Annotated in this window: 22 protein-coding genes, 1 pseudogene and 1 CRISPR repeat array; of the genes and pseudogenes, 16 read left to right on the top strand and 7 right to left on the bottom strand. The window is 41.0% G+C overall.

All coding sequences use genetic code 11. The features are described 5' to 3' along the window. Window positions 1-147: 147 nt before the first annotated feature. The 12 genes and pseudogenes from cas3 (at window position 148) to J8Z24_RS19375 (ending at window position 13,794) form a co-directional block, all read left to right on the top strand. Window positions 148-2,628 (top strand): CRISPR-associated helicase Cas3', encoded by a 2,481-nt coding sequence (gene cas3 / locus J8Z24_RS19430; protein WP_252095677.1) that lies wholly within the window; start codon window positions 148-150, stop codon window positions 2,626-2,628. A gap of 32 nt (window positions 2,629-2,660) precedes the next feature. After that, complete coding sequence (gene cas5c, locus J8Z24_RS19425; RefSeq protein ID WP_147390921.1) at window positions 2,661-3,365, top strand: type I-C CRISPR-associated protein Cas5c; 705 nt, start codon at window positions 2,661-2,663, stop codon at window positions 3,363-3,365. Then, window positions 3,362-5,329 (top strand): type I-C CRISPR-associated protein Cas8c/Csd1, encoded by a 1,968-nt coding sequence (gene cas8c, locus J8Z24_RS19420; protein WP_176032815.1) that lies wholly within the window; start codon window positions 3,362-3,364, stop codon window positions 5,327-5,329. The genes cas5c and cas8c overlap by 4 nt, the downstream gene beginning before the upstream one ends. 16 nt (window positions 5,330-5,345) lie before the next feature. Further along, a complete protein-coding gene (cas7c, locus tag J8Z24_RS19415; RefSeq protein WP_147390923.1) occupies window positions 5,346-6,215 on the top strand; it encodes a type I-C CRISPR-associated protein Cas7/Csd2 in 870 nt (289 codons plus the stop codon). Further along, window positions 6,215-6,838 (top strand): CRISPR-associated protein Cas4, encoded by a 624-nt coding sequence (cas4, locus tag J8Z24_RS19410; protein WP_252095676.1) that lies wholly within the window; start codon window positions 6,215-6,217, stop codon window positions 6,836-6,838. Before cas7c ends, cas4 begins: the two co-directional genes overlap by 1 nt. Then, on the top strand, window positions 6,835-7,866 hold the full coding sequence (gene cas1c / locus J8Z24_RS19405; protein WP_252095675.1) for a type I-C CRISPR-associated endonuclease Cas1c: 1,032 nt from the start codon (window positions 6,835-6,837) through the stop codon (window positions 7,864-7,866). Before cas4 ends, cas1c begins: the two co-directional genes overlap by 4 nt. Window positions 7,867-7,878: 12 nt before the next feature. Further along, window positions 7,879-8,172 carry a CRISPR-associated endonuclease Cas2 gene (gene cas2 / locus J8Z24_RS19400; RefSeq protein WP_147390926.1) on the top strand — a complete coding sequence of 98 codons (294 nt, stop codon included), beginning with the start codon at window positions 7,879-7,881 and terminating at the stop codon, window positions 8,170-8,172. A gap of 176 nt (window positions 8,173-8,348) precedes the next feature. Beyond that, window positions 8,349-8,975: a CRISPR direct-repeat array (repeat unit 32 nt; unit sequence GTCGCGCCTCCCGCAGGCGCGTGGATTGAAAC). Between the two features lie 521 nt (window positions 8,976-9,496). After that, window positions 9,497-10,366, top strand: coding sequence for a helix-turn-helix domain-containing protein (locus J8Z24_RS19395; RefSeq protein WP_252095674.1), 870 nt, complete (start codon window positions 9,497-9,499; stop codon window positions 10,364-10,366). Between the two features lie 228 nt (window positions 10,367-10,594). Beyond that, window positions 10,595-10,867, top strand: a pseudogene (locus J8Z24_RS19390) (helix-turn-helix domain-containing protein); the annotation flags it as partial. Between the two features lie 150 nt (window positions 10,868-11,017). Continuing rightward, on the top strand, window positions 11,018-11,638 hold the full coding sequence (locus J8Z24_RS19385) for a hypothetical protein (protein WP_252095673.1): 621 nt from the start codon (window positions 11,018-11,020) through the stop codon (window positions 11,636-11,638). A 359-nt stretch (window positions 11,639-11,997) separates the two neighbouring features. Beyond that, the gene (locus J8Z24_RS19380; RefSeq protein ID WP_252095672.1) at window positions 11,998-12,861 is read left to right on the top strand and encodes a helix-turn-helix domain-containing protein; all 864 of its coding nucleotides are present in this window, start codon (window positions 11,998-12,000) and stop codon (window positions 12,859-12,861) included. A 66-nt stretch (window positions 12,862-12,927) separates the two neighbouring features. Continuing rightward, on the top strand, window positions 12,928-13,794 hold the full coding sequence (locus J8Z24_RS19375; RefSeq protein ID WP_252095671.1) for a helix-turn-helix domain-containing protein: 867 nt from the start codon (window positions 12,928-12,930) through the stop codon (window positions 13,792-13,794). Between the two features lie 485 nt (window positions 13,795-14,279). Here J8Z24_RS19375 and J8Z24_RS19370 read toward each other — a convergent pair whose 3' ends face one another. Both J8Z24_RS19370 and J8Z24_RS19365 read right to left on the bottom strand, forming a co-directional pair. After that, window positions 14,280-14,513 (bottom strand): hypothetical protein, encoded by a 234-nt coding sequence (locus J8Z24_RS19370; protein ID WP_128730932.1) that lies wholly within the window; start codon window positions 14,511-14,513, stop codon window positions 14,280-14,282. Between the two features lie 88 nt (window positions 14,514-14,601). Further along, window positions 14,602-15,501: a LysR family transcriptional regulator gene (locus J8Z24_RS19365; RefSeq protein ID WP_147391285.1), complete on the bottom strand. Its 900-nt coding sequence runs from the start codon at window positions 15,499-15,501 to the stop codon at window positions 14,602-14,604. A 397-nt stretch (window positions 15,502-15,898) separates the two neighbouring features. On the opposite strand from J8Z24_RS19365, the gene J8Z24_RS19360 reads away from it, so the two are divergent. Beyond that, window positions 15,899-17,053 (top strand): iron-containing alcohol dehydrogenase, encoded by a 1,155-nt coding sequence (locus J8Z24_RS19360; RefSeq protein ID WP_176033545.1) that lies wholly within the window; start codon window positions 15,899-15,901, stop codon window positions 17,051-17,053. Window positions 17,054-17,251: 198 nt separating this feature from the next. Here J8Z24_RS19360 and J8Z24_RS19355 read toward each other — a convergent pair whose 3' ends face one another. From J8Z24_RS19355 to J8Z24_RS19345, 3 genes are all read right to left on the bottom strand, one after another. Beyond that, entirely contained in the window at window positions 17,252-18,076 is an 825-nt protein-coding gene (locus J8Z24_RS19355; protein WP_128732594.1) for a hypothetical protein, read from the bottom strand. Between the two features lie 299 nt (window positions 18,077-18,375). Then, on the bottom strand, window positions 18,376-20,337 hold the full coding sequence (locus J8Z24_RS19350; protein ID WP_176033582.1) for a TonB-dependent receptor plug domain-containing protein: 1,962 nt from the start codon (window positions 20,335-20,337) through the stop codon (window positions 18,376-18,378). 294 nt (window positions 20,338-20,631) lie between these two features. Next, entirely contained in the window at window positions 20,632-20,982 is a 351-nt protein-coding gene (locus tag J8Z24_RS19345) for a hypothetical protein (RefSeq protein ID WP_147391283.1), read from the bottom strand. Window positions 20,983-21,361: 379 nt separating this feature from the next. Here J8Z24_RS19345 and J8Z24_RS19340 point away from each other — a divergent pair, with 379 nt between their 5' ends. Then, window positions 21,362-22,141: a substrate-binding periplasmic protein gene (locus tag J8Z24_RS19340; RefSeq protein ID WP_252095670.1), complete on the top strand. Its 780-nt coding sequence runs from the start codon at window positions 21,362-21,364 to the stop codon at window positions 22,139-22,141. A gap of 41 nt (window positions 22,142-22,182) precedes the next feature. On the opposite strand, the gene J8Z24_RS19335 is transcribed toward J8Z24_RS19340, so the two are convergent. Continuing rightward, window positions 22,183-23,118 carry a DMT family transporter gene (locus J8Z24_RS19335; protein ID WP_128732836.1) on the bottom strand — a complete coding sequence of 312 codons (936 nt, stop codon included), beginning with the start codon at window positions 23,116-23,118 and terminating at the stop codon, window positions 22,183-22,185. A gap of 93 nt (window positions 23,119-23,211) precedes the next feature. Between J8Z24_RS19335 and J8Z24_RS19330 the strand changes: the two genes are divergently transcribed. Both J8Z24_RS19330 and J8Z24_RS19325 read left to right on the top strand, forming a co-directional pair. Next, window positions 23,212-24,105: a LysR family transcriptional regulator gene (locus J8Z24_RS19330; RefSeq protein ID WP_252095669.1), complete on the top strand. Its 894-nt coding sequence runs from the start codon at window positions 23,212-23,214 to the stop codon at window positions 24,103-24,105. 353 nt (window positions 24,106-24,458) lie between these two features. After that, entirely contained in the window at window positions 24,459-25,082 is a 624-nt protein-coding gene (locus J8Z24_RS19325) for a LysE family translocator (protein WP_252095668.1), read from the top strand. Window positions 25,083-25,468: 386 nt separating this feature from the next. On the opposite strand, the gene J8Z24_RS19320 is transcribed toward J8Z24_RS19325, so the two are convergent. Beyond that, the gene (locus J8Z24_RS19320; RefSeq protein WP_252095667.1) at window positions 25,469-26,605 is read right to left on the bottom strand and encodes a PepSY-associated TM helix domain-containing protein; all 1,137 of its coding nucleotides are present in this window, start codon (window positions 26,603-26,605) and stop codon (window positions 25,469-25,471) included. Window positions 26,606-26,805: the final 200 nt, after the last annotated feature.

Here is a 26,805-nt window from a genome sequence, read left to right as displayed (position 1 = left end):
TTTTTTAAAATAGTACACTTGTACTTTTTTGTAAAGCGCAATTTTTCGCCACTCGTTTTCTTGCTTAGGATGAATTTACTTGTTTCCAGGAAAGTAAATAGATATGTTTATTATGTTAATGGATGGTATGAAAAGACAGGGATGGTAATGAGTAACTTTCAGCAGGCAAAGTCATTAGCGCATATTGCGCATCCAGATATTCAGCATGGTAATCATCAAAGTGTATTTGCGCACTTGCAGGGTGTAAGCCAGATTAGCGCGGTGCTAGCAACTAAAATAGGCTTTACTGAGCAAGGACAGTTAATCGGTTTACTGCATGATTTTGGTAAATACAGCAGCGCATTCCAGCATTACATGCGCCTTATTATTCAAGAGCAAGCAGGCTATAACCCAGATAATGATGAAGGAAGTACTGAAAGTTCCGCGAGTAAAAGTCTAAAAGGTAAAATTGACCACTCCAGTGCGGGGGCGCAGTGGGTCTATCAGGCATTACTGGCGCATTTGGACAAGTTACAGCAACAAGACCAAACGCTAGTGCCTTTCGGTCTTGCGATTGTACAAGCGTTAAGTATCTGTATCGCATCTCACCACAGTGGATTAATTGATTGCTTGTCAAAAAATGAGCATGTGTTTGCTAATCGGATCAAAAAACACGACGACTTAACGCACCTGAGTGAATGCGTAGAAAAAGCTGATCCTGAAGTACTTACGCAAGCACAATCTCTTGCCAGCTATAACGGTCTTTTTAAGTGCAGTCAAAATCTTAAAAGTATGTTTCAAAAGTACGAGCTTTCTGTAATTGAGCAGGATTATTATTTTGGCATGTTTACCAAATTGCTATTTAGCTGCTTAATTGATGCCGATCGGATCGACAGTGCGGACTTTGAGCAACCAGATAATCGAGCTGAACGCTTTAAGCCAGCTGATTGGGGGCTGGCATGCGATAAAATAGAAAGTTTCATTGCTAAGTATGTACCAGTTAACCCGATAGACCACATTCGCTCAGAAATATCAGAAAACTGCGTTAATCGCGCCCAAGAAGAGATTGGTATTTATAGCTTAACGGTACCTACTGGTGGAGGAAAAACTTATGCGAGCCTGAGATTCGCACTGCACCATGCCAATAGGCATAACCTTGATCGGATCATCTATATTATTCCATTTACTTCAATTATTGAGCAAAACGCCGCGGCTATTCGTAATGTACTCAAGGGGCTAAATACAGACGATTGGGTGTTAGAGCACCATTGTAATTTGGAACCAGAGCAACAAACGTGGCGCTCAAAACTGGCCTGTGAAAATTGGGATAAGCCCATCATACTGACCACCATGGTGCAATTTCTTGAAACAGTATTTGCAAGTGGTACACGTGGCTCAAGGCGATTACACCAGCTTAGTAATGCGGTGCTGGTGTTTGATGAAATTCAGACACTTCCCATTCGTTGTGTGCACTTATTCAATAATACCCTTAATTATTTGACGCGTTTTTGCCGCACCACAGCACTGATGTGTACAGCAACTCAACCTTTACTTAATCAATTACCACAACAGATAAAGCATTTAGGTGAGCTGCAATTACCACGAGAAAATGAATTAACTCCAAATATTGCCGAGCTTTATCAGCAATTGGAGAGAGTAAGTATACAAGACATCACTAAAAAAACAGGGTGGAATGCAGCTGAAATCACCGAACTTATTCAAAAACAGCTAGCGGCAGAGCAAAGCTGTTTGGTGATTGTGAACACCAAAGCGTGGGCTAAAACTCTATTTCAAGCGTTGCAACACCAAGTTAGTGATGAAATGGCAATATTCCATCTAAGTACGGGAATGTGCCCAGCGCATCGTAAAGCGATTTTAGATGAGATCAGAATGCGGTTATCAGAGGGGGTGATGACACTTTGTATCAGTACACAACTTATTGAAGCGGGTGTTGATGTCGATTTTGGCTGTGTGATCCGCTTTGTGGCTGGCCTTGATTCTATTGCTCAGGCGGCGGGGCGTTGTAACCGTAATGGTAAGCAGCAAAAAGGTAACGTGTTTGTGCTTAATCCAAATGACGAGAATATTGGCATGTTACACGATATTAGGACTGGAATTGCAGCCACAAACCGCATATTTACGGAGTTTGATGAAGCTGATTTACTAAAACCAGAGGCGATGGAGCGGTACTTCCAATACTACTTTTTCGAGCGTCTTAAGGAGATGACATATCCACTCAAGGGCGGCCAAAGCTTACTGAATTTGTTAAGTAGCAATCTAAATAATATCAACCCAACACAGTTTACTTTAAAGCAGTCATTTATGACTGCCGCCAAACAATTCAAAGCGATAGATGCGCCGATCCACTCAGTGATCGTGCCATTTAATGATGAAGCGCAATCCATCATCACACAGCTATGTGCTATCAATAAGGCTTTTGATGCTGTGACCTTTCACAATTTATTAAAAGCCGCGCAAAAGTACAGTGTGAACATTTTTCCTAACGTATGGCAAAAGCTCAATGAACAACAGGCTGTATACCCAATCGCGCAAGACGAAGCTGTGTTTTATTTAAGTGAAGCATTTTACAGTCAAGATTTTGGCTTGAGCCTAGAGGTAGCAAATGCTCAGCAAGATTTAATTTTTTAAAAAATAATTGTGTTTTTAACAAGGAGAGCTAAGTGAAAAACAGTATTAGCTTTAGATTATGGGGAAGGTACGCATTGTTTACCGATCCTATAACAAAAGTAGGAGGTGAAAAATGCACATACCACCTTCCAACTTACGAGGCAATAAAAGGGGTACTAAAGTCAATTTACTGGAAGCCGACGCTTGTTTGGCATGTTGACCGAGTTAGGGTGATAAAACCACTACGCACTCAAACCAAGGGTACCAAACCATTAAACTGGAGCGGGGGAAATACCTTGGCTTATTACACCTTTTTGCATGAGGTTGAATACCAAGTAGAAGCCCATTTTGAGTGGAATGAGCACCGACCTGAACTAGCACGAGATAGGGTTGATGGAAAGCACTTTGCCATAGCAAATCGCATGCTTGAAAAAGGTGGCCGACAAGACATTTTTTTAGGCACTCGTGACTGCCAAGGATATGTTGAGCCTTGCGTGTTTGGCGAAGGAGAAGGCGCTTACGACAACATTGACGAGCTAGGTTTTGGCCTAATGTTCCACAGTTTTGGGTATCCTGATGAAACCGGCAACAACGAATTGACCAGCCGATTTTGGCATGGCGTAATGAAAAACGGAGTGATTGATTATCCTCATGTAAGCGCATGTCCGGTTACGCGCCATGTGAGAAAAATGAATGCCAAAAGTTTTGAGCTTGAACATAATATTCAGAGCGCTGAACAAACGGAGCGCTGCCTATGACTTGGTTAACAACACTCTATAAAACTTATGATGAGCTTGAAAAACGCAACGATACATTGCCGTTTGAACAGCAAGTCATGCCGATTTGTCATACTCTTCAAAATGCACACATTCATATTGTCATCAACAATCGAGGTGAGTTTCTTCGTGCTGAGGTGCTTGAAAAAGCGCAAATTGTATTACCTGCAACCGAGCAGTCTGCGGGGCGTAGTAGCGGTTTATGTGCACACCCATTGGCGGATAAAATTCAATACGTTGCGAAAGACTACGCTGATTTTGGTGGGGTTAAAAAGCCAGGGTTTGAACTATATCAAGCGCAATTAAAAGCGTGGTGTGATTCAGGGTATAGCCACCCCGCTGTAACTGCTGTGCTCCAATACATTGCCAAAGGTACTGTGGTAGCAGACCTCATTGCTGAAAAAGTGCTGCATCAGCAAGATAGAAAGTTACTGACAAAGTGGCAAGATGCTGGAGAAGCTCCCACATTACTCAAAACACTACCAAAAGAAAAAGGACTATTTGATCAAGGCTCAGCACTTGTATGCTGGAGCGTAGAAACTCCCGGCGAACCGCAAGCGAAAACTTGGCGTGACCCCAGTATTCAGCAAAGTTGGATTGCTTTTGACAGCCAAAATGGTGATAACTCAGCGTTGTGCTATGCCACCGGAGAAAATAAACTTGTTGCTAGCAATCATCCTGCAAAAATACGCCACAGTGGTGATAAAGCCAAATTAATCTCCGCAAACGACAAAAGCGGTTATACCTTTAGAGGTCGTTTCTTGTCTAATGAAGAAGCGTGCAACATTAGCTTTGAAGTGACACAAAAAGCCCATAATGCACTGCGTTGTTTGTTAACGAAGCAAAGTGTATTTAGAAATGGTGATCAAGTTTATCTGGCATGGGCGGTGTCAGGCAAAACGGTGCCAAAAGCTACCGAACCAGACTTTATTGACTTCGCAAACTTATTAGAAACAAGCAACATTGTTGATCATACACAGGATTTAGGGCGGGAATATGCCAGTCAGTTAACGCGTTATTTTAACGGCATAAAAGTAAAAAACCAATTAGACGATAATGAGCAAATTGCTCTGCTGGGGTTAGACTCTGCCACACCGGGGCGTATGGGTATTTTGTATTATCGTGAAACCATAGCAAAAGAGTTTTTAGCTCGGTTAGAGCAATGGCAGCGAGATCTGGGTTGGCAGCAAAGAGTCAAAATCAACGAGCATTGGCGATGGGTGTATAGCGCACCGAGTTTATTCAGGGTACTTGATGGTGTTTATGGAGACGTGCTTAAGTCAGCCGACACACTAAAGAAAAACCTGATCACACGCTTATACCCCTGCATTGTTGAGGGTAAATCTATTCCGCAAGACATCATGCAAAGCGCTTTTCACCGCGCCATTAACCGAGCTGCTTATAAATCGGATCAAACATGGCTTTGGTTACAAAACGTGGGGATAGCTTGCTCACTGATCAAAGGGTTTTATATCAGAACCACCAATTCAATTCTTCAAAAGGAATACCCAATGGCATTACAACAAGATAATACCAGCCGCGACTACTTGTTTGGTCGCTTACTGGCGGTGGCAAATAAGATTGAAAAAATTGCGCTTTCAAGTAGTGAGACAAACCGTTTAACAACAGCTGAGCGTTTTATGACGCAATTTGTCAACAAACCTTCTGATACTTGGCTGAATATCAGCAATGCGTTAGTGCCTTACCAACAAAGGCTATTTAATAATTACCAAGGATATGACAAAGCAACTAAAACAGTAATTAGTCAAATAACGGATATGTTTGACCCCGCTGACTTTACGTCAAACCAAAAGCTAAGCCCAGAGTTTTTACTTGGCTTTCACAATCAAATGATGTGGTTAGAGAGCCACAAGGTTGAGCAAGGTCTGTGGGTTAAAAAAGTAACTGATACGCAAACAACAGCGCCACTAGAAGAAACCGTTTAAGAAAAGGAATATCACAATGAGCTTACAAAATAAAATCGACTTTGCATTAATTTTTAACGTGTTAAACGCTAACCCAAATGGCGATCCACTCAACGGCAATCGTCCTCGAACAGATTATGATGGTTTTGGCGAAATTACCGATGTTTGCTTAAAGCGCAAAATACGAGACCGTTTGCAAGAAGTGGGAGAGAGTATTTTTGTACAATCTGATGAAAAGAAAACTGACGGTATGACTAGTTTACGCAACCGTGCTGAGTCTGATGAATTTGGGTTAGGTAAAGAGACGTTTAACAGCAAAAAAACAGCGCCTGATGAAGCCGCTAAAAAGTGCTGTGAAAAATGGTTAGATGTGCGTGCATTTGGCCAAGTGTTTGCGTTTAAGGGGACAGGCTCCGATGGCGTATCTATTCCGATCCGCGGCCCCGTCACTATTCAAAGTGCCTTTAGTATTGAACCTGTGAGCATTACGAGTACCCAAATTACCAAAAGTGTCAGCGGTGAAGGGGATGGCAGTAAAAAGTCCTCAGATACGATGGGGATGAAACATCGAGTTGACAAAGCCACGTATGTTGCATTTGGCGCGATGACTCCGCAACTGGCTGAAAAAACCGGCTTTAGTGATGCAGATGCAGAAAAGATAAAAGCAGTATTAGTGAAATTATTTGAAGGAGACGCATCATCAGCTCGGCCTGAGGGGTCAATGGGGATTTCACACCTTGTGTGGTGGCAGCACGGCTCAAAGTCGGGGCAATATTCTTCAGCCAAAGTACACCAAAGCCTAAGAGATCATATCGAGAAAGGTTTACCACTTGAAACCGCAGCATTAAATGATTCATTGATCAGTGCATTGCAAGGGCTGGAGCCTGAAGTCATAGAAGGCTTCTAGTGACTGACGCACGCTTTATCAACATTTTCGCTCTACAACACTTTGCTTTTTGTCAGCGCCAATGTGCGTTGATCCACCTTGAGCAAGTGTGGCAAGAAAATTATTTAACCGCGCATGGTAGGCAGCTACATGAGCGTGTAGATAATGGCGAGCCTGAAACGCGAAAAGGCGTGCGGTTTGAACGTGGCGTAGTGGTGACTGCGCCACAACTTAGCTTAACGGGCAAACTTGATTTGCTTGAACACCATAAGACAAGTAACCAGTTTATTCCTGTTGAATACAAACGCGGTAAGCCAAAAACTAACGACATAGATAAAGTGCAACTCTGTGCGCAGGCAATGTGCATTGAAGAAATGCTCGCCGTTGAAGTAAAGCAAGGTGCGCTGTGGTATTGGCAAACACGAAAACGCATTGAAATTGAATTCGACACAAGCTTGCGAAGGCAAACTAAAGACTTAATAGCACAAGTACAACAATTATTTATAAACGGCAGCACACCCGCACCGACAACAGGCAAACATTGTAAAGCTTGCTCACTCATTGATATTTGCCAACCAAACTTAACTGAACATGATGCTTCAAACCGTTATATCGAGTCGTTATTTAACATGGAGGCTGAATGAAAAAGCTACAAAATTCGCTCTATATCACCAAAGACGGCGTGTATTTACACAAACAACGAGAAACCTTGTTGATTGAGCAAAAAATAGCAGGCGAGAAGCAAAAGTTGATGCAGCTGCCAATCCACTCCATAGGCAGTATATTTTGCTTTGGTAACATTATGGTTTCGCCGCAGTTATTGGGTTTTTGTGGCGAAAACGGTACACACTTGGCTTTTTTTGATATGCACGGCCGCTTTTTAGCTAATGTGGTCGGTAAGCAAACGGGTAATGTATTGCTGCGCAGGCAGCAGTTTAATGTTGATGAATTAACCGCAAACGAACTGGCAAAACATATTGTTGCTGCAAAAATTCGTTCATCACGTATGTTACTGTTGCGTTTTAGGCGTAATCACACAGCCACACCACAAATCGAAAAAGCGATAGAACGCTTAAAACAAATTATTGAGCAACTAAAAGGTGCAACTGCCTACGAAACCATTTTAGGGCTAGAAGGTGAAGCCGCATCGCATTACTTCGCTGCATTTGCTGATATGTTCAAAGGCAATGCTGAAAAGCAGCTATTTGATAAACGCACACGCAGGCCACCTAAAGATCCAGTCAATGCCGTTATTTCTTTACTCTATTCAGTCCTTGGGCAAGAGATAAGCGGTGCATTGCAAAGCGTCGGGCTTGATCCTCAAGTAGGTTTTTTACATAAAGAAAGACCCGGCAGAAACAGTTTAGCCCTCGATATTTTAGAAGAGTTTAGAGCCTATACCGTCGATACTATTGCGTTAAAGCTGTTTAACAACCAAACCCTCACTTTGAGAGATTTTGAAACTGATTGTTTAGGTGGCGTGACCATTAAAGATGATGCTCGAAAGCAAGTGTTCCAAGCATATCAAGCTAAGAAACAAGAAGAAGTACTCCACCCTTTTTTACAAGAGAAAGTGCAAATTGGTTTGTTGCCTCATGTGCAGGCAATGTTATTAGCACGCCACTTACGTGGTGATTTAGCAAGTTATCCGCCATTTGTGATTAAAAAATAAGGATTATGAACCATGATGGTATTGGTCACTTACGATGTCTCGTTTACTAGTGAAGATGGGCAAAAGCGCCTTAGGCAATTAGCAAAAGTATGTTTAGATTATGGCGTTCGCGTACAATACTCTGTATTTGAGTGTGAAATAGATGCAACGCAATGGCTTATTTTTAAAAATAAGCTTTTATCTATCTATGACCCCGAAGTCGACAGTTTACGTTTTTACAAGCTTGGCAAAAATTGGCATAACAAAGTTGAGCATCATGGTGCTAAAGTTGCGTTAGATATTTTTCGTGACCCATTAATTTTGTAATCGCTAGGGCTTGGTTCTCATGAAATCCCTGTGGATCTAGCGACTTTATAAGCTCTTTAAAAATATAAGAAAAATTTTATTCTTGGTGATTAGCTTTAAGGATATTGATACATTTGCTCATGGCTAGCGGAAACCTCTACACCATGATAGTGTATTTGTGCCTTTGAGAGAAGGCTGTCGCGCCTCCCGCAGGCGCGTGGATTGAAACCAGTACAAAAGATTTCAATCATTGTTTTCCTCATGTCGCGCCTCCCGCAGGCGCGTGGATTGAAACGAGTTCCTAATGATGGCCAGACAACGGCTGATAGTCGCGCCTCCCGCAGGCGCGTGGATTGAAACTACCTAAATCCGGTGCGCTGGGATAACGTTAAAAGTCGCGCCTCCCGCAGGCGCGTGGATTGAAACGATGATCTCAATAGATGAGTCATCCGGTATGGTCGTCGCGCCTCCCGCAGGCGCGTGGATTGAAACAATGAAAAGTACGCGCTTAGTTTAACTATGGTGCGTCGCGCCTCCCGCAGGCGCGTGGATTGAAACCAGATTACATCGACTGCGTTAAACAATGAGGTATGTCGCGCCTCCCGCAGGCGCGTGGATTGAAACCTGCTTAAGATGATTTTTTACGTGCTCTTTGCATCGTCGCGCCTCCCGCAGGCGCGTGGATTGAAACAGTTGTTCAATGCTCATTAACAGCACAGTTTTACGTCGCGCCTCCCGCAGGCGCGTGGATTGAAACAAAAGCAAAGCAGCGTAGACAACAAAAGGCACTTGGTCGCGCCTCCCGCAGGCGCGTGGATTACAACCTCAGTGAGTAATGTGAAATTCAGTGTTTAAGCTGATTTTGTCTTTGTTTGGTAAAGGAGACGTAATGGGTTTTTGATGTGTTATCGCTTTCTTTATTCAAAAGAGGAGATGGCGGCAGGGCGAGACTCGAACTCACATCATATACTGTGTATAACCGTTACCCATTGGAAACACTGCCGCACTCGTCTACTTTGTCATACTATTTACAAAATAGCTAACACGTTCTTAGTTGCTTTTGCAAAGTTCATGACGATTATTGGCCGCTAAAAAGTTAGCTTTTATTTCAACATCTTATTGTATAGGTGAGATTGTAATTGTACTTACTGTGATGGTGATGCGTAGAGTATTTTCCATGTTAGGGGCTGGTATGCTTGTTAACATATTGGCATTTTGCCTCTCCGGTAGTGTACTTTTGCAATTTTATCTGTGTACTTTATCGTGAGAGACTTGTCTTTATAATTAACTAAATGTAATGTTTGGGTTAAATGTAAAAGGATAGCAACACAATCATGGTAGTACGATGCAAACACCTGAAGAGCATGAGGTAAGCCAACGTATTGGTCGGTTAATTGCAGGCTTAAAAGATACACGCGGTATGACCCGTGAATCAATATGTAAACGCTTGGAAATTAGCACTCGTACGTTAGACAACTATTTAAGTGGGGTTAGCTCTTTTAAGCTTGGTACGCTGCTAAAACTTGCCGATTTATGTAAAGTAAAACTTGCAGATATTTTAGATGACACAGATGCGCTGTCGCGTTTGTACTCAAAAAACATGAAAGACAAAGGAGGTATATTTACCATATTGCTTGGCTCATTAGCAGGCGTAATGGTATTCGAGTCAACAGTCTTTTTATTATTGGTTGCGTTATTCTTCTACGCATATAAAGATAAGAATAGTTTAAGTATTATCTCCATACTACTTGTCATTTATTTCCTAACGTTGATTTCAGGTTATTGTCTTAATTACATTATTTTTCCTATGGCTGAGAGCTATTATATGCAGAATACCTACGCTTTTAGCTTGCATTTATTACTCAGTACCATGATGGCGCTATCGATAAAACACAGAATGTTGATAGCTGCTTGGGTAACAAGGGGTAAAGTGCCTAGTATTTTTGAGCGAAACTATGTTGATGCCCCGCTATTCTCTTTAGCTTGCTGCTTGATGTTTGTAGATTTTGCGGCGCTTATTGAAAACTTTATTCGTAGTAGTGAACGATTAGGAGTACCACTTGAAATAGCGCAACAATTTTGGGAAGTCACCTTTTTTTATGATTATTTTTGGTACTTTAAGGCAATCCCTTCATTAATGATATTATCAGTATTGTACATGGGGATCGAAATTAGAAAAAGAGCGGCGAGCAGCGAGGGTGTAATAGCAAGCTAGTAGGAAAATAATGAAGTAAAATAGATTTTACCCTTTTTTATAATGAGTGTTTTTTAAAAACCATTTATACCAAAAATTACAAGATAGTGATAAGGTATTCAGCTGAAGGCATACTTTTGTATGTCAGTCTGCATAAAAATAATACCGTCATCTACTTGTCTTTAAATTTAACCGCATGTAAACTTTTGGTTAACTTTAGTTGGGGTGAACGAGAGATATGGTGGGGCGATGCAGACGCCAGAAGAATATGAGGTAAGCCAGCGTATCGGCCGACTGATACAAGGGCTAAAACGTAAAAAAGGCTGGACGAGAGAAGAAGTTAGCCGACGTATGGGCGTGGGTAACAGAACTTTAGACAATTACTTAAATGGCTCCAGTTCGTTTAAGCTAGGTACATTGCTTAGGTTTGCTGAAATCTGTAAAGTAAAGCTGTCGGATATTTTAGAAGATACAGATAAGCTCTCTAGCCTGTACGGAGAAAAGAATGAGGAAAAGAACAATGAAGGCTGTTCAGAAGAAGCCAAAAAAGATAGTCCTTGATCGTTCGTTATGTAAACAAGTTTATGGCTCTGGTTCCTCTAAAGGGGGGGGAGCGAAAGATCAAGTCTCAGAAGCATAAACACAGAGTTCTAGTGGTTAGGATAATAATATATGAGAAGTCTATTTAACCTGTCGTTACTAACGAGTGTAGCCGCATTAATGCTTGCCTCTGTAGCAAAAGCGACAGTCATTGAGCCAATCGTTTTTCTTTTGTTAATCATGCTGGCATTTTTCGCTAGAAAAGATGAGAATAGTTTGTTGCTGACGATCATTTTCGCAGCAGTTTTTGCATTAGAGGTGTCTGTTGCATTTGGGTTAAAATATATTGTCTTCCCAGCAGTTGAAAGCTTTTATTATGAAAATATTTATGCCTTTTCAATCCAACTTCTTTTAAGCCTTCTTTTACTGATCTTACTTCGGCACCGAATGACTATTGCTGTTATTCTTACTCGAGGTAAATCTGCTTCTGTGTTTGAGAAAAACTATGCGGAAGGCCCCCTATACTTTTTGGTGATTACTTCTGTATTAATTGATTTCTTAGCGTTGATGGAAAATTTTCTTCGTAACTTAGAGCATTTGGGAGTCGATGAGGAAAAAGCGAAGGTCTTTTGGGAAATAACATTCTTCTATGATTACTTCGAGTATCTTAAAACTATAACGATGTTATTGTGTGTACTTTTACTATATATAGGACTGATAGTAAGAACCAAGAGAGAGCCAATAAAAAACTAATATTAACTAGTCTTAATATTTACTTAATCTGAAGGATCAAATTTGACACTAAATAGTGTTAAAATTTGCTTACTAAGAACGACTGAATAGAAAATTGTTGCCTAGTTACTGACAAGGTTTCTCACCTCAAGATAGGCCTTTTAATTAAGGTGATTAGTATAAAAAATCGTGCTCTAGAAAAACAGAACGGTTTAATTATCCATCTTTCATTGATGAATTCAGGCATGTTAGCCATTTTCGCAGAATGAAGATAGCTGTTAACTTCTAAAGTAATATGTAGCCTTTTATCTACAGATATATTGTGTAAATGGTTTCACATTATGTTTTTTCACTCGATTAGTCAAAAGGGTATCAGGACGATGCAAACGCCAGAAGAGTATGAAGTCAGTCAGCGAGTCGGACAGCTAATCCAAGGGCTAAAGCATCGTCGAGGCATGTCGAAAGAGACAATATGTCAGCATTTGGGGATTAGTACACGCACATTGGACAATTACCTAAGCGGCGTAAGCTCTTTTAAGCTAGGTACCTTATTAAAGTTTGCAGATTTATGCCGTATCAGACTGGCTGATATCTTAGATGAAACAGAAGCGTTATCGCGATTACACCCTCATAAGTTAAAAGATAAGTTTAGTATTCTAATTGTTTGTTTTAGCTCTATCTGGAGCTTGTTTTTCTTTGAAAATATTATACTGATAATTCTTTGCGTGTTGTTTTTCTACGCTAATAAAGATAAAAATAGTCAAAGTGTCATTGGCATATTTGTTATTGCTTTTATGCTAGAGGTTATCGTCGCCTACTGCTTGAAATTTATTATCTTTCCTGCTGTTGAAAGTTACTACTTTGAAAATATTTATGCCTTTGGTTTGCAGCTTTGTATAAATTTACTGCTACTTTTTATGCTTAAAAATAGAGCGTTTTTAAGTGTTTTGGTGACGAGGGGTCGCTCTGCATCTGTGCTCGAGAGAAGCCCTATAGAGGCAAGCGTTTATTTTTTGGTTCTTACCTTAGCATCAGTCGACTTTTTAGCGCTCATGGAGAATTTTCTTCGCAATCTGGAAAGGCTGGGTGTTGAAGAAAGTGTTGCTAAAGCTTTTTGGGAAGTGACTTTTTTTTATGATTATTTTGAGTACCTTAAGGCTGCTCCAACTTGGGCATGTGTAATGGTACTGTTTACAGCAATAATCGCACGTAAAGATAATAAAGCTAGCCTGAACAGTTGGTAACCTGGTGAAGATAACTGCTTTAAAGCTCGTTTAATGTAACGGATATAAGGGAAAGAACGTAAGCCGATGCAAACACCAGAAGAATATGAAGTCAGTCAGCGAGTCGGACAGTTAATCCAAGGGCTTAAGCATCGTCGAGGCATGTCGAAAGAGACAATATGTCGGCACTTAGATATTAGCACACGTACACTGGATAATTATTTGAGTGGTGCAAGTTCTTTTAAGCTGGGGACATTATTAAAGTTTGCAGATTTATGCCGCGTAAGACTTGCTGATATTTTGGATGATACAGAGACGCTCTCGAGGTTATATCCAAATAACTTGAAAGATAAGAGCACGCTCGTAACATTAATAATGACTACAGCATTAAGCTCGCTGGTATTTGAGCCTATTATTTGTAGTTTGATCTGTATACTTTTAATTCTTTTCCGAAGTGATAGGAGTTGTGCATCTTTAGCGTTAATTTTTGCAGCTATATTTAGCCTAGATGTTTTCATGATCGCTATTATTAAGTACTTAATTTTTCCAAATGTTGAAAGTAACTTCATACAAAATACTTCTGCTTTTGGGATTCAGTTATGTATTAATATAGTTTTACTTTCGTTATTAAAAAATAGACAAGTTTTACTTGTATTGGTTAGTCGAGGAAGCTCTTGCACTGCTTTTGAGAAGAATTACGCAGAAGGGCCACTATATTTTTTGGTAATGTTTATGACTACTGTAGATTTACTTGCGCTAGTTGAAAACTTCATTCGTAACCTTGAGAAGGTGGGTGTTAACGAAGAGTTCGCAAAAATATTTTGGGAAGTAACTTTCTTTTATGATTATTTTGAGTATTTAAAAGCACTACCTATGTTGTTGTGTGTAGCGGTACTTTATATTGGCTTTATTGTTCGACAGCAACCATTACAAAATCCACAGCATTTAATTTGAGCTTTGAAGAGTTCATAACGGTATAGCGGTTAGCTACTGTATTGGTACGTAAATTAGATTCCAGCAGCTGGTTATTGTATTGATGGGGGGAGTAAATTGACCTTGTCTACAGGGTTTTAGCTACGAGGAATAAACTCATACTTACTGCTAAAATGCACTGACTAGATAAGTAATACCAATTTGACTTAATACTTGCTCAATTTGAAGGAGTAAGTCTGACGTGAGCAGCGTTAGAAAATCCTTATTTAGAACAACTAAATAGCAAAATTTTTTCCTGCCTACAGGACGTAGGTACCTCGGCGTGAGCAGGACGTGAAAGCGGTGTTATCGACAAGATTTTCTCGCCTTAAAATAGATCACTTAATTAAGAAAATTGCTATAAGCTGACTGTTTTTCCGTCCTAAGATTAGGCTCGCCAGTTTTAATAAAAAAGGTGCTTTTAACTGCACCTTTTTTATTTGCTTTATAATCGAACCGCACGGTGATTATTCTAAATTTGGCGCACTAGAGTATACCATTTCAATCAGGTTATTCATGGTTCTTGATTTTTGAATATAGGCTTTTTCCATGTGGGCAAGCTCTTGTAATTCAAATAATGTCGTTTCAACCAGCCTGAGCCACTTTAGCGTTGTGTCTGGTACAGCACCATTTTGTTTGGTCGCTTTTTTTAGCGCGTTATAATAAATTGTTAAGTCACGATATTGGCTTTGATAGTCCATTGTTGTTCCAACCCCGTCTCTATTCGTTCACATGAAAGTAACAGGGAAACCGAGAAAAAATCTGCGGAGAATTATTTTTTACAAGTTTTTAATTCGATAGGTAGTTAATATTTGCAAATGCAGAGATGACATCTTTTGCAAATGCAATACGCGGGTGCTTCAAAGCGCCTTTTTTCCATACTAAGTAGATGTTGTTCTCTGGGCCAACAGATCCCAATTGGATAAGCTCTCCAGCTTTAATTAAATCACGGCATAAGTAGTCTGGTAGTACTGAATAACCAATGCCCGAGCGGATAATGTGTGCGATGGCGCGAATGTCTGGACAAATTGCAATAACATTGGAGTTACAGCTGGCATTAAATACGCGGTCAAAATATTGTCGTACTAGTGGCAAGTCTTGATCGTAAGTTACAACATTATAGGTTGAGAGTAACTCTGCGGTGATCTTACGGTCTTGGATCTCTCGTCCTTCTAGACGATTCATGACGAGCCATAGTTGCTCTTTATCTAACACTAGATAGTCGAATATTGCAGGATCGGGGGTTGATGCAGCAATTGCAATATCTGCGGTATCGTTGAGCAACGCATCAAAAATATTAATCTTATTGCCGATATGTAGCACTACATTGATATTACCTGCTTGGAGTAAATTAGCAATTTGTGGGCCCGACACAAAGCTGATGTATTCAGCAGGGCCTGCAATGTTTAGTGTTCCAAACACAGCCTCTGATCTCGCCCGTATAGAGGTTATCTTCTGCTCTAAAATGTCAATATGACTAGATACCTGAAGTGCTAAGTCATGTGCTGTTGGAGTTGGTTTTACGCCTCTTGCTTGGCGTTCAAATAAGGCTTTTCCGACCACTGATTCCATTGTTTGAATATGTGCCGTGACTGCGGGTTGCGACATGCCTAAATTGGCAGCAGCCTTGGTAATATTTTTGCAGCGGTACACTTCAACAAAGGTTTTTAACTGGGTTAGATGGGACATAACATATTAAGCCATAAGAATTCTGATTGCTCCTCCAAACTTATCCGAATTCTCCTCAATTCGCAAATCACGTATTATGCTTCCATTAACACAGGTAAAGCGCAACGATATCAGACTTTTAAATCGCCGTGCTTTATTTACAGCGCTTTGTATTAAAAGAGTAGTGGTGCAATGTCGAATACCGCCTTGCATAGCTTGCAGGCTCTCACTGTTTTTGGTTACTCGCCTAAACATAAAAATATTTATCGCTATTGCAAGTATTGGGCGCGATTAAGCCACAACCAGTAGCAGACAGGCGACAATAAGACAAAAATCAATAAAAACTACACTGAGAATGAGCCAAAGTGTAGAGAATGAACGTTATATCTACCGTATAGACAACACAGAGGAATTAAGCATGCTTAATTTTGTATTTAAAAACCAAACCGAAATCCTCTTTGGTAAAGGCCAAATGAGTGAAATAACATCAAGATTACCAGAGCAAGCAAAAGTGCTATTGCTGTTTGGCGGTGGTTCTATCAAAAAGAATGGGGTATACGACCAAGCAATGAGCGCACTGGCTGGTGTTGATGTCATTGAGTTTGGGGGGGTAGAGCCTAATCCAACCTACGAAACATTAATGCAGGCGGTGACCACGGCAAAGGAGCACGACGTCAACTTTATTCTTGCTGTGGGTGGTGGTAGCGTGATTGATGGTGCAAAGTTCGTTGCAGCTGCCTATCATTTTGATGGTGAGCCGTGGGATATTTTGGTTAAAGGTGCAAGCTTTAGCGACCCTTTACCTATCGGAGCGGTATTGACTTTACCAGCAACAGGTTCAGAAAGTAACGGCAACTCAGTGGTGACAAAAAAGGCCACTTCGCAGAAGCGCGCATTTTCATCGCCCACAGTACAACCACAGTTTGCAGTACTTGACCCTGAATACACCTACTCGTTACCGCCTCGTCAAGTAAGTAACGGTGTAGTAGACGCGTTTGTTCATGTAATTGAGCAATATCTGACTTATCCGGTAAACGCGCCGCTACAAGATAGATTTGCAGAAGGTATTTTACAAACACTCATCACTGAAGGTCCAAAAGCACTGAGCGAGCCTGAAAACTATGATGTCAGAGCTAATGTGATGTGGTCGGCTACCATGGCGTTAAATGGCTTAATTGGTCAAGGTGTACCACAAGATTGGTCTACACATATGATAGGGCATGAGTTGACCGCACTATACAACCTAGATCATGCACAAACGCTTGCTATTGTTTTGCCAGCGCTTATGTATGTACAGAAAGAGCAAAAAGCAGAGAAAATCCAGCAGTTAGGTAAGCGTGTTTTTGATATTAACGAAGCCGACACGGCGGTGCAAATTGATAAAACAATCAAAGCAGTGCAAGACTTTTTTGAAGCGATGCTAGTTAAAACGCGTTTAACAGACTACGATTTGGACGAAAAAGCAATCTCGGCGGTAGTTGCTAATCTTGAAAAGAACGGCATGACTGCTTTGGGTGAGCACGGCGATATCGATTTAGAAAAAGCAGCGCAAATACTAGGATTAGCGCTGTAACAGCTTAGGTAATATAGCTATTGCATCAAAATAAAAGCCAGTGATAGCGTCACTGGCTTTTTTACTTAACTTGAACTTAGCATAAAAGGGAGTTAATCAACTAAAATAGCTATGGTTAACAGCGTAATATCGCTTTAGCTAAAAGTTAAAGTTATGCCACGTTCAGCGTATTTGTAATGTACGCGAGTATGCGATACGTTACAGGTTTCTTAACTGGTCGATAACGGCTTGGATCTTATCAAACTTTGTTTGTTTGTATTCCAGCTCAGCTTGTGCTTTTCTACTCTCCCAATAAGCATGGTCTTCAGGGTACTGAGGTTCAACCACATAAGACGCTAGGTGATTACCGTACGGGTCTCTTAGCCAGCATCTATATTCAACCGCTTGATCATAAGGGTCTGGGTCGTCACAGCCTGATCTAAGTGGGAGATCGGCTTGTTTTTTCTGTGCGAGCATTGTGCTGAGTTGGTTGGCTAAATTTCTTGCTGCGGTCACGACGGTAGACTTAGGTACCAGCCCTGCTAAGTGACGCTCAGTATATATTGCAACTACTACAGATGCAGCTAGCGCGTAGGTATCAGCAAGGTAGAAAAAGTCATCATTATAGCGACTGTTAAGTGCTCTGTGGTTAATTAAATCATTGGCTTTAATTAACAGACCACCTAATAACACTGGATCTTCACCCTTGTATTTTACGGTATCTCCATAATGTTTTAAGCTTGCTTCTACACTGCGAAACTCTGCAATAAAGTCATACTCAGCATCACGAACAATTTCCTTTCTAACTCTATCTTGTATCGCTTGTAGGCTTTCTTCGCTAAGCATTACGTATTGCGGGCCACCAGAGCCAAATACAGCGTCGGCAAGTAAAGAGCCAAAACCATTTAATAGTTTGCTTTTTACTTTATCTAAGATTTGTTCGCCGATTGTTGCTGTTTTTTCTTCTTGTTCGGTAGCACCAACAGAAAATGTTGCACTGCATAGCGTTAGACTGACTATTGCGGCGATTGAACTAAGTTTCATTAAAATAATCCTTATTAACACATATAGTTATTAACTAACCTGAGATTTGGATAACTATCCCGAGGCACGCTTTTGATACGTGAAGCTATTCTCCAAGCGTGCTAGTTAAATGGGGTGAACACAACCCGCAAGGACTTAGTGCTCTTTTTATCCAGCCCCAGGTTAACTACGTAAACTCAGCCATTGATTTAACATGTTATTTTAAAAGTAATGAATTAACATTGTCTTTTGTTTTTTAGTTAATCAAAAATGACTAAGTTTAGGTAGTTTACTCTATTTTTGTTAAAGAATCATTAAGGTTAAAATTTTATTCGTATCCCGGCGTTGACGGTAAATCCATCATTGCGTGACCAAATGTCAGTTGTCCAGCGGCCACTTGGCGCTTGTGCAGTTAACAGCAGCGGTTCCTCTTTAGTTTGCCTTACATTGAGTAAATTTTCTGCGTTCAGAAAATAGCTAATATTTCCCACTGTAATTTGCCCAAGTAGACCGAGATGCCAATAGGCATCGCTTTTGGTTCGGTATGGGTTGTTTTCAAGGTGTTGTGTGCCCGTGTAGTAAGCTTCAAAACCCAATAAGTGGCTGCCATGTTTCTCCCACATGATAACTGCACCAGCGGTGTGTGTTGGGGTTAAATAAAGTGGTACGCGAGAGGCATCGAACATGCTGTTTTTAGTAGCATCTGTGTATAAATAGCTTCCTGTGAATTTGATATCATGCCAACGATAACGCAGTAGTAACTCTGCGCCCCGTATTTCGCTCTGGCCACTCGTATTTATTAAGCGAACCTGTTGCTGCTGTGAAGGCGTATTCGAATTAACAACTTCTAGCGCCGTGACATTTTCAACGTCAGAGGAAAATAAAGTAATGCTGCTCTCAAATTTATCAGTGACATAACTTAGGTCAATAGAGGCAGTTGTTGCTTCCTCCTCCTCAAGATCGGTGATGGGCATAAGGCGTGACAAGCCCGTATCTTCGATGTCTTCAATAAAAGGTGTTGGGGCAAAAAAACCTTGTCCGTAAGAGCCTCGAATAATCCAATGTTCCGGGTTGTATAATACCGAAATACGCGGGCTAAACTGAGTGCCGAATTCATTATGCCAATCCGTACGCGCGCTCAATGACACAGCAAGATCTTCACTTGCTTCATAATCTACCTGTGAAAATAATCCCGGCACCTGATAGCGATAATTAAAAGTTGAAAAGTCCTGTGAATCAAAGCTATCTTCTTGATATGCCATACCAATAAGCCATGCAATATGGTCGTTATACCCGGATACGCTAGACTCAATTAAGTAGCTTTCATGGGTGTCATTTTCTTCAACGATACCATAAATGTGATCATGCTCTTGGTGCATCATCGAGCCTCGTAGGTTTAGGCTCAGTGTTTGTGCCAGTGGCTTATCAAAGATAAAGCCAGCGTCTATGCTTTGTGAGTCCTGACTTTGAACAAAGGGGTTACCATCAGCTAGTGTTGCTCCTTCTCGAGTACCGCCTTCACGATTTTCTGTCATTGCGCCAAGCGTAAAATACAAGCTTTCCCCGTCTTCACCTTCCCAATATAGACGAGGGCGAACTGTTGCACGTTCATATCCTGCCATATCAAGCCAGCCATCATCATCTAAATCCTGTTGAGCTTGATGGTGTATCCCAGCAGTTAATGACATGCTTGTGGTGTCATGAATAGGTGCTGCGAAGTACGAAGTGATGTCTTGACCACTTTTTGATGTAGCATTGAGTAATACTTCTCCTTCAAATTCATCTGAAGGAGTACGAGAGATCAAATTAATCACTCCACCAAGTGCGGAGCCACCATAAAGCGAGGAGGCTGAGCCTTTGATGATTTCAACGTTGGCTAAATCAGTGGGCGGGATTTGCAATAACCCAATTGAAGCTGTTTGCCCGCCATAGAGTGGCAATCCATCACTCAATAACTGGGTGTATCTACCATATAAACTTTGTAGACGAATATTGGCGCTGCCAAGGGCTGGGGAGGTATTTTGTACTCGCACTCCGCCTGTTTCGGCAACTAACATTGAAATATTACCCGGACGCATTAGGGCTTTTTCTTGGATTTCCTCACCATTTATAATCTCTGTTCTTGTTGCTGACTCGGTTACGATCCGTCCTAAGCGTGATGCCGTTACTTGAATCTTTTCAATTTTATTGTCGTCATGTTCATGGTGATGCTGTTCTCCAGCATGAGATATAGATGGAGCTAATAGGATGGCGAGTGCCACTGGAGAGTATGTATATCGCATTTTTACCTCTAATAATACAAAGCGTTGGGTGTGACACCAACGTTTAGCAATGTCTACTTCATTTGAATAGCAATACCAAGCACTCAAGCTGTAAAGTTCAGTTGCAACATATTCTGCTTTTACCAATTTGCTTTATTAAGTCTAATTGGTATTACTCCCTCAAGTTGAGCAAGTATTAAAACAAAGTGGTATTACAACGCATGCTGTGTCCGTTGCACACTGACGGCTACGCACATTGGTATTATTTTGTATTGGTTGTAGTTAGCCTACGGGATATAAAACCTGAGGTTCAGGCTATATCGGTATTAATGGAGAAGGTAAAATAGGTGGTCGTTCAAGGGGCGGCACATGCCGTCCGGTGTACCGATGCGTCAGACCAATATCTAGGTCATGAGTATGTAATCGATATGGAACGTTGAGCCGAAGTGTGATGAAAACAAATGTAGTACATGCGTTGTCTGGACAAATGCAGTCATTTTCACAGCACTGTGTATCACAACAGTCATCGGTATCTGTAGACAGGTTACCATCGCTCAATACTACAGTTTGATGCTCGGCTGCTTCTATGATTGAAGCTGAAACCTTGCTGCCTACAAAGTCAAAAGCCATGGTTTGGCCAACAAGGGCAACCAATAACGTTATCATTAAAACTAGCTTTGACAATGGGTTATACATAACTATCTGCAACAAAAATGGCCTCGGTATTGTAAGAGCTTTTACGTGATAAGTGAAGTCTTTGGGTGTCTATGTGTTATTTGCACATCGCTAACACGCTATTTCAACCACAAAAGGCGGGAGTTATACCAATTTGAAGGAGTAAATCTGACGCTAACCGCGTTAAAGGTTTCTTGTTTAGAACAACTAAATAGCAAAATTTTTGCCTAGTTATCGACAAGATTTTCTCGCCTCAAAATAGACCACTTAATTAAGAAAATTGGTATTAAAGCTGGCAATTAGCGTATGGAAGAAGGTGTTCGAAAAAGCAACTATAGTTAAAAGAGACGTTTTTTATAGTGAAGAAACAATGATTCAACTTTTGAGTTTAATTTTATTGGCTTGTTCATTGTTCGCTTCGGCTCAACCTAAGCGTGTAGTAACGGTTGCCACCGGAGAATACCCTCCATATACGGGCAAGCAACTTGCAAACGATGGTTTTGTTAACCATATCATCCGTCTAGCACTAGAAAGCCAAGGCTACCAAGTACACTTTGAGTATTTGCCTTGGAAGCGTAGCTTTCAATCAACTAACTTGGGGCAATTTGATATGGCGTCTTACTGGGTGTGTGAGCCTGAATATGCTGATTCGTTTTATTGTAGCGATGAGATTTATAAAGGCAATTTGCTCGCCTATTTTAGAAAGACAACTCCTTTGCCAAAATGGGAAAACATATATGATCTGAAAAAGTTTCGGATTGGTGCAACATTGGGGTATGAATATGTGCCAGAGTTTCATAAAGCGGTAGAGCAAGGTGAGTTGGATGTGTTGATGGTGACGGATGATAAACACAGCTTAAACATGCTATTCAACGACCGCGTTGACTTGGTGCTGCTAAGTGATGTCGCGATGCAGGCGCTGCTCATTAAAGCCTTTACACCAGAGCATGCCACGTTAATTCATGCGAGCGACAAACCATTCTTGGCCTACACCGCCCACGTTTTATTTCCTAAATCTCGAGAGGGTAGCCTAGTGTTGAAAAACGATTTTAACAAAGGCTTAAGCCAGCTAAAGCGCTCTAGAGAGTGGGATCGCCAATGGCAGCGACTGCTCAATGCAGAATTTCACCCTGATGCTGCTATCTATTGAAGTAATACCCCCAACTAATATAAATGAGCCATTATCCAATTTTAACTCTTAATTTTTGAGGCCGTGACAGCTGCATATTTGGTATTAATAAAGCGCAGTAGGGTAGGCATCATTAATCCAGTTAATACAACACACATCCCCATTAACTGAATTGCGCTGACTGCTTGTCCCATCAACGCAGAAACCAAAGCAGCAAATACCGGCACCAAGTTGAAGTATAACGAGGCTTTTGCGGAGCCAAATGCTTTCACTCCACTGTTCCAGCACAGGTATCCAACCACGGTGCCAAAGACGCCGATGTAAATTAAACTCGCCAATGAGAAGTTAGGCAAAGTGATAAACGATTCCCAAGGTGTTACTTCTACCCTAAACAAGCTAATTATTAACAAGGTCGTCAGTCCCATAGCCATCGTTATTAATGAAAATTCAAGGGGGGCTAACCAATGCGATACCTTGGATGCACAGACCGTGTAGCATGACCAAGCCAACATACCGATGAGAATAGTCACATCGCCTCTATTGATTGTTAAATTGATAAGGCTGTTTAAATCACCCTTGGTAATGACCAATAAAACCCCTGATAAGGCGATGCCAAGTTGGCACAGCTGCAATTTCCGCAAGGAGGTTTGATCAACGATGGCTGCCAGAAGTGCAGTAACAATGGGGCTTAAAGCCATGATTAACGCGCCATTTGTGGCTGATGTGTGCTCCAATCCAGAGAACAGAGCAAAGTTTAACCCTCCAATGCCAATAGAGCCGATGACTGCTAACGCAAGATACTGAGTTAGTGATAATGAAACTATGCGCTTTTTGGTTATATACATAAAAACTAAAAGGCTAGAAACAGCAATCGCAAAGCGCCAAATGGACAGCGATAAGCCTGACATATCTTGGAGTACAACTTTTGCTAAGGGGAATACGCTGCCCCAAGAGAATGCACATACAAGCATCATTACGATAATGGCATTTTTTTTCATATAAATGGGTAACTAATTGAATGAAATTAAGATAAGTTTATATATTCCAATATCAACAAGATATAAGCGTTTTTGATATATTAGATTCCAAATATGAAAATTAACTATTCTTTAGATGATATGCGACTATTTTGGGTCGTTGCGAAGCAAGGTAGCTTTAGTAAAGCAGCGCTTGAATTGAGTATGCCTATTTCTACATTAAGCAGACGTATCAAAAACTTAGAGCAATCATTACAATTGCGATTACTGAATCGTGATGCGCATAGAGTGACATTAACAGGAAGCGGTGTGCAATATTTTCAGCGTTGTGGCGGATTGTTAGAAGCATTGCAAAGTGCAGGTGATGCGCTATTTGATGAAAAAGGAGAGGCGAGTGGGACGATTAACGTGTCAGCACCGAATAATTTTACTCAATATAAGTTAGCGCATATCTTTAATGCGTTCTTGCGCGAATACCCAAAAATATCTATTAACCTTTCACTGTCTAATAAAAATATTGATCTTGAAAAAGAGCATATTGACCTCGCTTTCAGAGCCTGTGACGAGGTTCCGCTTGATTGGATAAGCAGGCCGTTAAAGCAAGTAAAGTCAATAGTGTGTAGTAGTCCAGCTTTAATTGAAGCAAATACAATTAGCCACCCTAAAGAACTACAGAAACTGCCTGTTATTTTAAGTAACCCTGTCAGGGTTTGGGAGTTGGTTGAGACCACCACCGGTGAAAAATTTAGCTATACGCCTTTGCCTCCCGCTAGACTAGAAGCAGATGATTTACATGTTGTTTCTCGAGCTGTGATTGAAGGGCTTGGTGTGGGTTTTATCCCTTATTTTATGGCTAGTGAGTGGATAGAAAGTGGCAAGTTAGTTCGTTTGCTACCAAAGTGGTCTGGGCAACCGAGAACGGTTCACTTGTTATATCGAGATAGAGACAACATGCCATATCGGTTACGCTTATTTATTGATTATTTAATCAGAGCTTCAGATAATTAATGCCTTGCTAGCAGCCAGATTTAGCACCAACTGCGTTGAATTCACTTCCAATAGGCAGTTATTGGTACGTAAATTCGCCTTGCCTACAAGGTGTAGGTACCTTAGCAAAAGCAGGACGCGAAAGCGGTGTTATCTCCAAAGCAGTCTGGCTAGAGTAGGGGATAATTGAATATGGTCTTAAAAACACTGAGCTAGCTCATGCTTTGATCCAAACCTCAGGTTATTTAATTTCTTATTACTGAAAATGCTTTAAATATGAGCGGTGATGTGGTTATTATGCAAGTGTCTATATTTTGGGCACTGGTTAAAACCGTGTCTAAATGAGTAAGCTCATCTCTGAAATAGGTGGTTTTATGACAATTGAAAGTTGGCTAGCTTTTTGTACAATTGCGCTGCTGGCCACAGCGACACCAGGTCCCGCTGCATTGTTGGTGGCGACGAATAGTTTAGCTGTGGGTTTTAAGCGGGCGTTGCTAACTGTATTTGGTAACGTTTCAGGGTTGTTGTTGATGTCGAGCTGCTCCGTTATTGGTTTGAGTGGATTATTGCTCCACTCAACAGCGGCATTTACGGTTGTGAAAATATTAGGCGCGCTCTATTTGATTTATATTGGGATCAACTTATGGCGAAAAGGGTTGGGTCAGGTATCTCTTCCAGGTGGTGTAAAAAAACAAAAAAGCGCAGTGAGGCTATATCTAGATGGCGTGCTGGTGGCGTTAACTAACCCAAAAGCTATTGTCTTTACAACGGCGTTATTCCCTCAATTTATCGATACTTCAGCACCACTCTTAGCGCAGTTTTCGTTGCTGGTCACTACTTTTATGTGCCTTTCTTTTTGTTGTTTATGTATGTATTCATTTTTGGCTCAAAGTGCTAAAAAGCGAGCGATAAAATGGGTGTCCGGTCATGTAATTGGTAAAATGTTTGGCATGACATTTATTGGTGCAGGGTGTGTTTTAGCTAGCGCTGAGCGCTAATTATACATAGCGGAAGCTGCCTCAAATTCACTTCCAAAGCTCATCTATTGGAAGTGAATTTGTCTAGCCTAGAAGGTCTAGGTACCTAAGCTTTAGCAAAGCGTGCAGACCAGATTTGGGATAGCGTAACGCGAGTCCAAAAACAAAGTGGCGGCTCAGCCCTTGCCCCTGCCTTAGCTTACTGAGAAGCGAATTTATACCAATTTGACTTAGTGCTTGCTCAATTTGAAGGAGTAAATCTGACGCTAACTGCGTTAAAAATTTCTCATTTAGAACAACTAAATAGCAAAATTTTTGCCTTGCCTATATGGATGTAGGTACCAAAGCGATAGCAGGACGCGGTAGCGGAGTTATCGGCAAGATCTTCTCGCCTCAAAATAGACCACTTAATTAAGCAAATTGGCATTACGCAAACGTCGACTTTGATGTTTTTTGCGTTTTCGTTGCCACCATAAATAGACACCACTAAAGCCAAGTAAAATAGGCGCAAGCCCCATTAAAGACCAAATAATTTTACTGGGAAGCCCCGCAAAGTGACCAAAATGTAGTTTTCTAAAGCTATCAATTATCCTCTCTAGAGAGGTTGCTGTGCGAATGTCATACACGGCAATTTGTGCGCCTGTAGTGGCATCGAAGCTTACAGTAGAAGCGTAGTTACTAATAAAAGGGTTCGTATCTGCAACGCTGCCAAAAATAGTGATATGTTTTTGTTGTGGTTCAAACGGAAATAACCAGTAAGTGGGGGTAAAGCCGCCAATTGCATCAAGGCTCTGCGCCATCATTGCATCAAAGTCGAGTGTGCGATTAAACATTGCTTGACTGACAATATGATGATCAGCTTCATCATGTTCAAAAGCCTCATGGTAGTAATCTACGGCGTTAAAATAGACACCTGTTATCCCAAGGCACAGTAATACCGGTGCACTCCATATTCCAATTAATTTATGTAACTCAGAAAACAAGATTACTCTTGGAGTGTGTCGTCTAAAGCTAAAAAAACGTCGCCAAAAACGACGGTAAATAATTAAACCAGACGCTCCTAAAAAGGTAAACAGAATCGCAATAAATAAGCCGATAGCGACGCCCATATTTGGAAAATAGCGGTTGCTGTCGTTGAGCAACAAGGTGTAATGAAGGTGAAGTATAAAGTCGGTAAAGTCGCTGTGTATCCCCACAGGCGTACTCAGCATTTCTCCTTGGTAGGGATCGAGGTAGGTTTTAAACCAAGTATCAGTACCATGTTTTAGTAGATAAACTCTATCGGCCTCGTAGCCGTCATCAAATAGCTCCCAACTACCAATTTCATAGTTGGGGTGCGCATCGGCAACCAAATTGACTAACTCTTTCATTGGCTTGCGCTGAATATCTTGGCCTACATAATTCAAGGTGGCTTGATCTTTGAGAAGGATGCTATCTATCTCAAATTTGAATACCAACATGCTGCCAGTGAGTGAAATGATGAGTAATGGCAACATTGCGATCAGTGCCATTAGGCTGTGCCATTTAAATAATGTTTTGCGCATTATTATCCTTTAAAAACTAAACCACCTTAGCTGATGCGCTACCTAAAACTCAGGTTAGATACGCTGAATATCTATATCAATCTGCTTACATCACGGGTTTTTATCATTCTGTTTGGCCAATGTTGATAACGAACCTAGGATAGTTGCGACTATCACAGTGCCAGTGATTTATTGCTATAAAAATGAGAGTGATTCTTATT

This window comes from Pseudoalteromonas sp. SCSIO 43201, from assembly GCF_023716725.1.
In the GTDB taxonomy this organism is placed as follows: Bacteria; Pseudomonadota; Gammaproteobacteria; order Enterobacterales; family Alteromonadaceae; genus Pseudoalteromonas; species Pseudoalteromonas peptidolytica.
This window is presented reverse-complemented; position numbering and strand designations above follow the sequence as displayed.